The sequence below is a fragment of the Paenibacillus sp. PK1-4R genome, from assembly GCF_030369595.1.
Lineage (GTDB): Bacteria > Bacillota > Bacilli > Paenibacillales > Paenibacillaceae > Paenibacillus.
In genome coordinates, this window is the sequence record NZ_CP126535.1 from 5,329,450 (window position 1) to 5,341,758 (window position 12,309).

Sequence of the window (12,309 nt, forward strand, 5' to 3'; positions counted from 1 at the left end):
GACAAGGCTTTTCTCGGAATTACTGGTTATGCAACTGTAATAATTGATCCATCACATTTGCCATATGCTCACAGAGTTCAGGAATGTCCCCCATCTGGTCTTCATTCACACTGCGGTCAAAATAAACGTGAGCCGTGACGTTATACATGATTGGCTGTTCATCAAATATATATCGGATGTTCTGGCACATCCTCTGCTCAGGCCAGCTCTTCTGTAATATCGGACGAATAACCGGGCACTGCTTCTCAGGTTCCTTCACAACCATACTAAACCGTAGTTCCAAACGGCAACCCGGATTCGCACCAGGCGTCTCCAGGATCTCCGCTGCAAGCTCCTCAAGGGAACTGCTTAATACAACTTCCCCTGTTACTTCCGGGTGATCCCTGAGACAGAATTGTAATGTGAACTCTCTGGACATCACTGCCATCTCCAGGCGATCGTTACGCCCCGTAATCTGAATACGTTCGTCCAGGTTATCCATATCATAGAGATAATTCTCAAACCCGACTTTCAGATTGTCATACACCGTTGGATCAAACATTGAATTAAACCTACTTTCTAACCCTTTAACATGTATTGTAGTACATTCTCATTTTTCATGCGACTAGCACAATCTTTTGTCCTGGAAATTTAAAAAGCCCAGTCACTAGGACTGGGCTTCGGCTAAGCATGGGATCTGATGAGATCCCTCCGCTTCGCTTATTCTTCTGTAGCTTTTTCTTCAGCTGCCGGTTCAGCTTCCTCAGCAGAAGCCGTTGGCTCTTCCTCAGCGGCTTGTGGCGGCATGACGGACGCGATGATGGACTCAGGTGATGTTATGAGTGTCAAACCTTTGTCCAGTTTGATATCCGCAGCAGTCAAGCGATCGCCAATATCCAATCCGCTAACATCCACCTCAATGGACGTTGGCAGATCCGCAGGCAATCCTTCTACTTCCAATTGTGTCTCCTGTGTCTGGAATACACCGCCAGCTTTTGAGCCAGCCGCTGTACCCTGGAAGTCGATCGTTACACTTACGCTGATTGGCTTGTTCTTGGAAATTTGCAAAAAGTCTACATGCAGCAAACGTCCGTTACGCTCTTGCTGATCCTTGATCAGTACCGGAACCGTTTTGCCACCCTCAACATTCAGGTTGAACATTTCGGAGCGGCCTGTGCGTGCCACTTTCAGCATCTCTTTTTCATCTACATGTATTGAAGCACCTTCAAGTCCTGGGCCGTAAACGACTGCAGGAACTCGTCCGCCTTGTCTTAACAGGCGCAGTGCTGCACCTTTCTTTTCCGTTCTTGGCGTTGCTGTAAGTTGAGCCATTTTTCCGTTGGATTTCATGATTGAACATCCTCCTTCAAGGGATCACTACATTATATTTGTTGGAAAGCGCTGAGCTTATCTCATAGACCATGATGGTCTTTTTTCCTTTGGCCGAATCGTGGGCCATATCTATATTTACCCCAATGATAGAGGATCTCAAACACGAAACAGGACAATTAATTATTTTTTGGCAAGTTATGCGGCTTATAATCAGACCAAAAAAGCAGTCGGAATCTCTTCCAACTGCTGGTTTAACAAGGTTTTTCCGAACTACATTCGACGTTATAAATAAAGAAACTATGCGCTATTACGATCCTCTGTTTTTTCACTTTCACGAATGATCTGCATCTCGTCTGATCCGCTACGGACAATAATGTGCACATCCCCGTCTTCAGGTACAATGTCCACGTAACGGTCTCCGCACGTATCTTTAGCTTCCCATTCGTTCAATCGAATGATCAATCCCAGATGATGTAGACCCGGAGCAACGCGGAAGCGGGCTTCGGCGGCATTTCCGACTTGTTCCAGCCGTACTGCTCCGTCCTCCATACCTGTGCCCCATACCCAGACATCCCAACCTTCATAATGTTGGTCTTCCCTTTCGTATCGAAGCGTGACGGTTCGCGAAATCTGTTTATGAATCGTCAAGGCAAGCGTTGCCCGGATTCCTCCAGCTTCAGCATTAATATGGGTTACTCCAGTTGTCATCGCACGTACGATCCCTGCTGCACTCACCGCTGCAAGTTCTGGATGAGAAGAGCTCCAGCGTATATTTGAATCCTGAAGCGGCTGACCAAATTGATCCAGAACCAAAGCACGGAAGCGACTGATTCGAGTCATGTACATGATAGGTTCGCCCACAATTTCGATTCGTTCAGCATGACGATAATCCACTTGTAACATACAGCTTGCCGTTATGTCCCCACAGTGGACTGTAATCGAAGCTTCCCCCCGTTCCAGTGCATGGATTGTTCCATCAGGCTGGATCTGAATAATATCCGGATCAGAAGAAGTCCAGGTAACTGGAGCTTTTTCCACCACATTGCCAATGCTGTCCCTTACAATCGCTCGCAGTTGAGTGGTCTCCTTCGGACTATATACCTGGCGAGGAAAACTAATCTCCACTGTTGATGGTTCAGCGCCTCCAGCATGCTCTGTGTCATACAGTACCATTAAGGACCATCGTTCTACCTGAACAGTACCACGAACAGTCTCGATCAAGTCTGTGCCTGCCTGATGATCATTGACTACAACATGCCAGTCCCCTTCCCCCAGGTCGACATGCTGCTCATGTTCCGTTCCGTTATAGATGACCATAATCTGATTCCAGGTGTCCTGATTCGCACCATCCTGAAGTATAAAGGCAACTACATTGCCATCCGCACGAATAACACGAAGGTGATTTCGTACCTGTTCAGCATCAATCATACGAAAAGCGGGATGTGTTCGCCGCAAATGAATAAGACCACGATAGTAGTCGAACACCGGTCTGAACCGTGATTTGTTGGCCCATGTGATGGCGTTCACCGCATCCCCGCTCCGATAACTGTTATGATCACCGGCTTTGGATCTGAGCATCTCATCCCCTGAATGCAGAAACGGAATTCCCTGAGAAGTAAGCAGAATCCCGGAAGACAGTAAAGAGCGACGAACCATCTCATGATTCAAAACATCATCTGCATCCACATACCGATAAGGATCTGCTGCTTTTACAGCGGACTCAGCACTCCCACCACCTACGGGCTGTCCGTCCTTCCATACGGGAAATCCTAATTCATGCCTAAGGTTCATCGTTGTTGCAATTTTATCCCACAGATTGAGATTGTCATGGGCAGTCACATAATTGACAACTTCCACAGGTGAAGATGTGAAATCATCCAGTCCTCCCGCTAATCCCCTAATAAGCTCATATTCCTGCCCTCCGGCACCCGTGACAAACCCTCTGCCACTGCCATCACTATCGCCCTTGATTGCACTGCGAAAATGATCATTAAATACAGCAAATCCCTGACCTCGCTGGGTTCCTTTTAATGTTTTGCGGTCCAAAGGTGAGTCTCCACCCATCCAGGGTTCCCCATAGATCAGAAACGCCGGATCGATCTGCTCCCTCAATTCGCGTGTCAATTCATTCATGGTTTCCGTATCAATCAGGGCCATAAGGTCAAATCGAAATCCGTCCACATGATATTCTTCTGCCCAATATCGGAGAGAATCCAGAATATATTTTCGCACCATTGGACGTTCTGTCGCCAATTCATTGCCTACACCCGAACCATTACTGAGGGTGCCATCCTCCCGATAACGGTAATAATAACCTGGTACAACTCGTTCAAAAGGCCCCTCTTCCACGCTATACGTGTGATTATAGACAACATCAAGTACAACGCGAATGCCTTGTCTGTGCAGCGATTGGACGAGTGATTTGAGCTCCCGAATTCGAACTGCAGGATCACGAGGATCTGTCGCATACGAACCTTCGGGAACGTTATAATGCTGGGGATCATACCCCCAGTTGTATGGTGCTCTGACATTTGAACCCACATCTGCTGTAGCGAGTTCATTCACCGTCTGATAATCCGCCACAGGCAGAAGATGTACATGAGTGACTCCCAGTTCTGCAAGATGGTCTACGCCAATACTATTGCCTGCTCTATCCGTCAGACCGGATGCCGTGAATGCCAGATATTTCCCCTTATACGGAATATCTGCATGTGGGTCTGAGGAGAAATCACGGACATGTAACTCATATAACACGGCATCGACAGGACGCAGAAAAGCAGGTTTGACATCCAGGTCCCAATCGACTGGATTGGTGGTCTCCGGATCGATAATAGCCGTTCGTTGCCCATTAGCCGTTACCGCTCTGGCGTAAGGATCAACAACCACTTCAATCCGCTGATCATCATGAATAATTCGGTACATATAATAATGTCCTGCCCAATCGCCTGTAAGCTCCAAAGTCCATATTCCATCCGCATCACGTGTCAAGGGATGTTCCCGTCCACCTGTATGCTCTTGCACCTTACCATCCTCGTTGTAATGCCCTTCATCGTCAAAAACCAATATATAAACCCGTTGTGCCGTAGGTGCCCACAATTTAAAAGTACTTGCAGCACGAGTATATGTTAAGCCAAGATCGTTGCCTTCGTAACGAAAAGAAGTCCATTCCGGCATCGTTCCCACCGCCTTTATATCCATTGTTTTCGTGTTGTCCCGATGTTACGGAGCGGGACGTGATTTGTCAACCCGGGGTTGTCTGTACTCATCATATCGGTCCAATTTGCGTATTCAATTAGCAATCGCTTTCAAAATATAGGATATGAAAACAAGCGCCATAGATTGACAGCATTTGTACCTGTCCCGACAAAAAAAGTTTGAAATATACAAGAATAAATTGCAGGATGTCAATTGGTTGAGATTAAAGTGCACCAACAGGTGCACAGCATAAAGAAGGTCAGACATGACAATGTATAGTCCTGCGACCCAGGCAATGGTTTCTGAAGCATCAACAAATCCCCCTTTCATACGGGAAAGGGGGATTTGTTTTATCTCAATTTATTTGATTAGATTTGATTGGATATCTTGAACGTGGCCTTGTTAGCGATTTTACTAATGTTTACTAATTGTTTGTTGGCAGCCTTCAATTCAATTCTTGGCAAGCATGGTTTTCATCAGGCATTGGAATACATCACTGTTATAGATAGTGCATTCACATTTACCTCTCCGTCCTGTACGCTACGTATCGTATCAACGCCTGCTTGTCCTTTCTCTACAATCACATTCCATGTCCCTGTGGGAACAGCGATGTCACGGTTTTCTTTCGCAGCGTTATAGATGACAACAATGCGTTCCCATGAATCGCTGGCTGCTGTACCGTTCAGTTCATAGGCTAGCAACCCATTGCCTTTTTTTATTAGACGAACATGCTTCTCGATCTCTTCCCGTGTACGAAGCCGAAAGGCTGGATGTTCTCGCCGAAGACGGATCAGCCCACGATAATAATCAAATACCGGCTTGAACAGCTTCTTCTGCTCCCAATGTATGGCATTGACTACGTCCCCACTCTGGTGGCTGTTGGCGTCCCCATATTTGCTGCGAAGCAGCTCATCTCCAGCCGCGATCAGGGGGACACCCTGGGAGGTTAGAACGATACCATTGGCAAGCAGACAACGCCTAACGGTCTCATTCTCCAGAATGTGTTCCGAATCGATCTTCAGGTAAGGCTTAGCCTTCTCTACGGCCTCCTCCACACTCTGGCATCCACGAATACTTCCATCCTCGTCATAGGTGAGGAAATTCAAGGTATCGTGGAGTCCTTGTGTACGTGCGACTTTGTCCCACAGGTTAAGATTATCATGCACTGTTACATAGTTAATCGTCTCGGATGGACCATCCGTAAAATCTTGAATGGCTCCCCGGACGCCAGTCCACAATTCGTCTTCTTTTCCGTCCGCACCCGTGGCGAATCCCGTACCCATGCCATCGCTGTCTCCCTTGATCACTCCACGGAAATTATCGTTAAACACAGCAAAACCCGACCTGCGCTGCGTTCCTTTTAGGGTCATATCATCCCCAAGCGGTGAATCCAGTGCGCCCCATGGTTCACCATATAACAATATGGAAGGTGAAACATCTGTGTGCAATTCCGCTGCAAGCTGTTTCATCGTAGTTGTGTCGATCAGGCCCATGAGATCAAATCGAAAACCGTCCACATGGTACTTCTCTGCCCAGTAACGGACAGAGTCGATGATAAACTTACGAACCATGGTGCGTTCAGTAGCCACTTCATTACCCGTACCTGAACCATTGCTATAGGTCCCATCGGCGTTTTGTCGATAGTAGTACCCGGGTACCAATTTTTCAAAAGAGCTGCCTGCCGTATCAAACGTATGATTATATACCACATCCATAATGACACCTATTCCCTTATTATGAAGGGCAAGCACCATTGATTTAAACTCACGAATTCGTGTCTCCGGATCATTTGCACGTGATGCATAGGAACCTTCCGGGACATTGTAATGAAGTGGATCATATCCCCAGTTATAGTTGGACGCATCAGACGTATCACCATCCACCCTGGATTCATCCACCGTCGCAAAATCAAATACAGGCAGCAGATGCACATGGGTAATCCCGAGTTCAACCAAATGATCGATCCCCAGTGTGTTGCCCTCCGAATCACGCAGACCCGTCTCGGTAAAAGCCATGTATTTGCCTTTATTCGTTATACCAGATGATGGATGAATGGAAAAATCACGTACATGCAGTTCGTACAGGACTGCATCTACAGGACTGGTCAATTCCGGACGAATATCCTCACTCCATCCCTTCGGATGTGTCTGCTCCAGTCTTACAATTACACCCATTTCTCCATTCATGGTCACTGCTCGTGCGTAAGGATCTACAGCATGGGTTGAATGTCCATCTTCGAAAGTAGGCTTGTACATGTAACGGTAGCTACTTAAATCGCCCTCCAGTTCCAGAACCCAGACGCCTTGTTCTTTCTTTTGCATAGGTAACGCCTGCTGTTTCCGTTGATCGGGCTCTTCCTCCGGGGTCCCCCCTGTCAAAGGTGGATACAGAAGTAGTTCCATCTGAACTGCTAACGGTGACCAGACTTTGAAGCGACAGGCTTGTGCTTCTAATGTGACACCCAGATCTCTTCCTTCGTATGTATCTTCTGAAATCAACATATCCTGCTTATTCTCTTCAATCATATGTGTGGTTCCCCTCTCGTTGAGAAAATTAATGAATATGGATGGAACGAATGCTCCTTACCCTTTATACCCGTTCTGCTGCCCAGCCATAATCCAAATTACACAAAAGAAGACAAACGTCATGTAGATTCACATTACGCCTGCCTTCTTTATAAGTAAAACGATATCTCTCTAATGTGGTACCTGGGATTGGAAATCATTACGGCTGGATTGATCGGCATGGTACAAAACCACGTCCCCATCTTGCATCGACCAGCTTCTCCCCTGACCATCTACCGGGCTGTTATCAAAACCTTCCATTTGCCATTGATTCATCAACGGTGCATGAATATATTGCAGATGTGGTGCATTCGTATTGCCGCTGCGCAAAGTTTCGATATTGAAGTTAACCACAATGTAACCGTCCCTCAGAAATACCGTTGCCTTCTCATCCAATTGATTTTGTCTGGCAAGTGACTCGAGATCGGTTCCTTTGGGCACTGCATATACATCTGCTGGCAAGCTATATTCCCCATACCAGCGCTGAATCGCTGCATTCGCCCGATCCACATTAACACTGGAGGGAATATCTGTTTTTGGGCCAATGAGTGTGCGGATCTGTGAAGGAAGAATCATCCAGTCATAACGACCTACCCACGTTTTATGATGAGAGGTCTGATCCACGAAACGAACCATATGTTCCGCCATTGTACCCTGATTACGTTCCTCCGCCGACAGTTCATAGGTATACTGATAACGCGCTGTATCACCCAACTCCGTACCGGGGACATTCCGCAACCGTGAGTTCAGGACAACAAAACGTTTTTCTAAATCTTGTGCCGATCCGATACGAATGAGTCGATCCTGTCCTCGATGGTAGTATAAATCCACTTCTTGCCGGGTGGTGCCATCTTTACTCACAAAAGAGAACGTCGACGTGATTCGTATACCATCCTGTTTCCCAAACATATTGCCCTTGGTTTTCAGATCAAACTTGAAATGGTAACCTGTCTTCACTGCAGCATTTCGGAAACCCTGTACCGGATGACTGCCGGGACGAATAGGCAGTACATAGGGAGCCAAGTTACCTCGGGGATCTCCGTCAATACCGTTTCCTCCGGTCCAATAGCTCACACCCGTTGGTTCCGGGCTGCCCATCCGCTTGCGGAACACATTCTCCCAGTTGTAGTCTGAAATATCGGTAATGTGAAAATCATACAACCTTCCGATAACCTCTACAGCAACGGTATCTGCTGCGACATGATGGCTCAGATTCGTATTGGCATCCTGTTGTTCTGTGAAGTTTGCCGGTGCATTTTCGGCGATATTACGAAACTCGATCTGGTAATTTCCTTCATCTACCCATACAGGAAGATAAAAAGGGGTGTCCAACTGATTTACCGGAATATCCACCCATGTCAGGGCCGGAATAAACTGACTTCTGGCACCGTTATAGACATCAAATGGGAAACGAACCTGTTTGATCCGGAAATATTTCGCATAATCATGGTTTCCATAACCTGGGTAACTCGCTACATCCAAATGTTGACCTGAGGTCGGTATCCGCACAATGAATGGACGTTCTAAAATAAGTGCAGCTCTGGTCGGATCAGGCGTGGTCTTCTGGTTATGCGGCTGATCATCTGACACCCAGGCATAGTTCACAACTGGAGTGTGTACCGTCACCGAGTTGATGCCCAGAATGGGGAACTTCTGATCCTGCCCTCCGTTAACATTGCCAGGGAGCAGTCCATACGTTATCTCACCCGTGGTCGGCTGGTTAGCTTTGTTCATCAACGTGTTCTTGATCGTAAGCCGGTTCTGGTACAGAACATCGTCTCCGATCATGCCAGGCTGCGGGATCGTCCCAGGTCTTGGAGCTGTTTTCTCCACAGGAGCAGGATCAACAATCGTTGCTCCATTAAAGGTTACCTTGTCGTTATTAACGGTGTTCTCTCTAACCTCCGCTTCAGCTTCAGATTGAAACAATGACGTTTCATCTGGCGTAGAGGGTTCAGTAGAACCACCTGGGACCCCTTTGATGCCAAGATCAATTTCTCGACATGGTGCAGGTTTCACATGACTGGTAACCGCAGTATCCATAGCCGATTGCAAAATCGGTGGTGTATATGCATTGGGCATAAGGGTCACGGTATCACCATAACCGCCTAGCGCATAGTTAGATACCTTTGCCTCATTTAGCTTGTATACCTCCAGGTTATCGATCTGCCAATAGCTATATGTCCTTGTTACTTGCATCGTTTTATCCCCAGGCACATCACGCTCTCTGGGCTGAGGAGGTGTTCCTGGATCCCCCTCACCACTAGATGCTCTTCCCGGGATCGTCCAGGTTTTATGATAAACCCTTTTCACTTTAACGGTGTAAGTCACCGTCCCTGTCATATTAACCCAACGGTGCTGAAACAGATATTCCTTGGCCAAGACATTGGCATAGATATCTTCCGAAGTCGGAATACCACGGGTAACATCGAACTTCTCAGATCCCCGATCGTCTGCCTTCAACACACCTCGAACAGACGGGTCCATAACCGATGCTTCAATAACCGTGCCTCTACTCGGTGGGCTGATGGTCACAGGGCAAGCGTTCGCAGGGTCGCCCCCCGGATCGCCATCATTACCACCTTCTCCATTATCCGTGCAGTCCTTCACCTCAAGCACCTGAGTTCCTTGTTCATCCAGTTGCTGAGCCGAATCAAGAAAATGAGCTTTTATGGTAGTGCTACCCACGATCCCTTTTGTCGTGATTTTGCCATCAGCACCAATCGTGGCTATAGTCGGATTCGAGCTCTGCCACGTCAATTTGGGATGAGCCGTCAGTTTATGAACAGAGCGATCCGGTTTGGTTAGAACGGCTTCTGCCTGTAGAGGTGTCGTATTGGCTTTACAAGCATTCGGCAGATTCACAACAAGTCCTGGCTCAGACGTGACTGTTATGGTGGCAGTATCCGAGATCAGATATGTACCATTGTTCCAGATCGCACGCACAGTGACCGTGCCCGGACTTTCGGCCGTTAACATCCCTGTTTTGAGCTCTATACTCGCAATCGTCTCGTCAGAAGAAAACCATTTGATCTCTGCCTCTCTTCGCGATACGTCGATGCCCCCATTAAAATCTGTTTCGCCATAATGTCTTGTGCTAACTTCGGCTTTCATCTGCTTTGTTTGTCCAATAGTCATAACCGAATCCGGTGTTACATCGATTTCTTTTTCTTCAACCAAATCACCTTCCCAGATGATATCCATTGGTGTATGGTAGGCTACCACTTGCTTGAGACAACCTTGATTTGTTCTACCACCGTTCTCATAATCATTCCACTCCGTTACTTGGTGTGAACCTCCTGTTTTGGTAATGATTTTTACTATGGTACTACCTTCTCTTATAACCGTAGTACCAACCCCAGTATAGAATAACTGCTTATTGCTTGTTTGATAATCTACACTCTTAATCCGAATGTTTTCTACCATTCGCTGTGTAATTCTTTGGGATTGGAACTCTGGCCAATGTTCAGCAGGCCACCTGGAAAAATCAACTTCGTTAGGTATTTCTTTCTCAGCCGGGAATGGTCTAGAGCATGAATTACTATTAAGGTTATCCGAGTAAGTTGGTCCATTAGTATGGTCTGCCCTGAAGCTACCATTATCAAGCTGATACCAATAAACACCTGGATTTGCTACCCTTTCTAACGACTGTATTGTATTAGATATTTCTTGTTTCTTGGGCCCATACGGATCCGAGCCTGCAGCTTCTATAGGCGATGAAAAATTCAAACACAGTATATTAAAAAGAAAAATTAAGATAACAATTAAAGATTTCTTCTCACCATGGACCCACAATAATACTTCACCACCATTTAATACTACTTACATATTTTGAATTTGTAGAACATTTTTACTTTTTTCGTTAAAAATATATGCCCCCCTTTTTCCATCCAAAACGGATGTGATCCAAAATCTCTTCTTTATATCTTTCTTAATCAATTCACTCGAACTCTCAGGGATAGTAACCAAGCCATTTTTAGAGGTTTGTTTAAGATCCAATCGATTAAATTGTAAAAAACCACTATATAGGCCGCCATTGAAGGTGATTAAATTGGATTTCTCAATTTTTGATGTAAAAGATATATCTGCAAAAGCCATATAATTACCTTTGAAAAGATGTGTCTCTGAACCAATAAATAATGGTGCATAGATACCTTTTGCTTTACCTTGGGTAACATCTATGACGATATATCTATGGAGTGTAACTACACCAGATTTATTGGATAAATTAATTTCTTCTTTTGATATATCACTTACTTTGACAGAGTTCTTAGTATAAAAATAATCACTAATTGTCGTTAAATTCGTACCCGTCGTGCCAACCTCTCTCATTTCATTCAGGTCACTATACTTCCCGGCATCCGTGCCCTCTACGTCCATATAACGCAGTAAAATGGCTGATACTTCTGCACGAGTGGTAGAATCCGCAGGTTTTAATGTACCATCCTGGAATCCACCGACAATGCCTGTCCCACGAACAAGGGCAAGATACGGAATCTGCTCGGCACGAATGGTGCCGCGGTTCACTTCCGGTGTGGGGAGCAGCGTATTTTTTGTATCGTTAAAAGCATCCTGAAAGCTGCTACCGGACTTAATCAGTCCATTGGCAATCCATTTCATCATCTCGTAACGCGTTAACTCCGCATTTGGATTGAACCCTTTGGCGTAATCGCCCGCGTTAATGAACCCTTGTCCTACAAGCTGGCTAACCGCCGATTCAGACCAATGGCCCTTGAGATCAGCAAAGGGATTCTGCCCCTCCACCTTCTCCAGTCCAGTCGCGCGGGCGAGTATTGTCGCATATTCCCCACGCGTGATTTTGCCATTGGGACGAAACGTTCCGTCCTGGTAACCAGAGATCAGATTTTTTTCATAAGCTTTGGCAATTGTCGCTTGAGCCCAGTGACCCTTGATATCCTTGAACTTGCTAAGGGCAGTGTCACTTGTTCCCGATGCAGCCTTCGCTGTTGACGTCAAATGTACGGGGCCAATCGGTAATAGTGTTGCTGCCAATACAGCTGTCGTTACCAACCCGACGATCCAAACATTCCGTTTTTTCTTCTTCTCATGACCTTCAATTCGTTTCTTCAATCTACTCACGCTCCTATGTACCTTAGTATGGGGATGCTTTACTTGGTCAACCTAGTCACTTCTCTTCATAAACAAAACCTAAATTTGTCATAATAATCAATATTCTACCATGTTGTACTAGGCTATTGGTATTATTTTTCGTCCATCC

At 46.2% G+C, this 12,309-nt stretch carries 6 protein-coding genes; all 6 read right to left on the reverse strand.

Annotated elements, in window-relative coordinates; genetic code table 11:
- Positions 1-19: 19 nt before the first annotated feature.
- Positions 20-541 carry a hypothetical protein gene (locus QNO02_RS23180; protein WP_091027747.1) on the reverse strand — a complete coding sequence of 174 codons (522 nt, stop codon included), beginning with the start codon at positions 539-541 and terminating at the stop codon, positions 20-22.
- Between the two features lie 158 nt (positions 542-699).
- Positions 700-1,329, reverse strand: coding sequence for a 50S ribosomal protein L25 (locus QNO02_RS23185; protein ID WP_289390166.1), 630 nt, complete (start codon positions 1,327-1,329; stop codon positions 700-702).
- 279 nt (positions 1,330-1,608) lie between these two features.
- A complete protein-coding gene (pulA, locus tag QNO02_RS23190; protein ID WP_289390167.1) occupies positions 1,609-4,485 on the reverse strand; it encodes a type I pullulanase in 2,877 nt (958 codons plus the stop codon).
- 497 nt (positions 4,486-4,982) lie between these two features.
- The gene (gene pulA, locus QNO02_RS23195; protein WP_289390168.1) at positions 4,983-7,031 is read right to left on the reverse strand and encodes a type I pullulanase; all 2,049 of its coding nucleotides are present in this window, start codon (positions 7,029-7,031) and stop codon (positions 4,983-4,985) included.
- Positions 7,032-7,202: 171 nt separating this feature from the next.
- The gene (locus tag QNO02_RS23200; protein WP_289390169.1) at positions 7,203-10,496 is read right to left on the reverse strand and encodes a DUF5704 domain-containing protein; all 3,294 of its coding nucleotides are present in this window, start codon (positions 10,494-10,496) and stop codon (positions 7,203-7,205) included.
- A 396-nt stretch (positions 10,497-10,892) separates the two neighbouring features.
- Complete coding sequence (locus QNO02_RS23205) at positions 10,893-12,170, reverse strand: S-layer homology domain-containing protein (protein WP_502921838.1); 1,278 nt, start codon at positions 12,168-12,170, stop codon at positions 10,893-10,895.
- Positions 12,171-12,309: the final 139 nt, after the last annotated feature.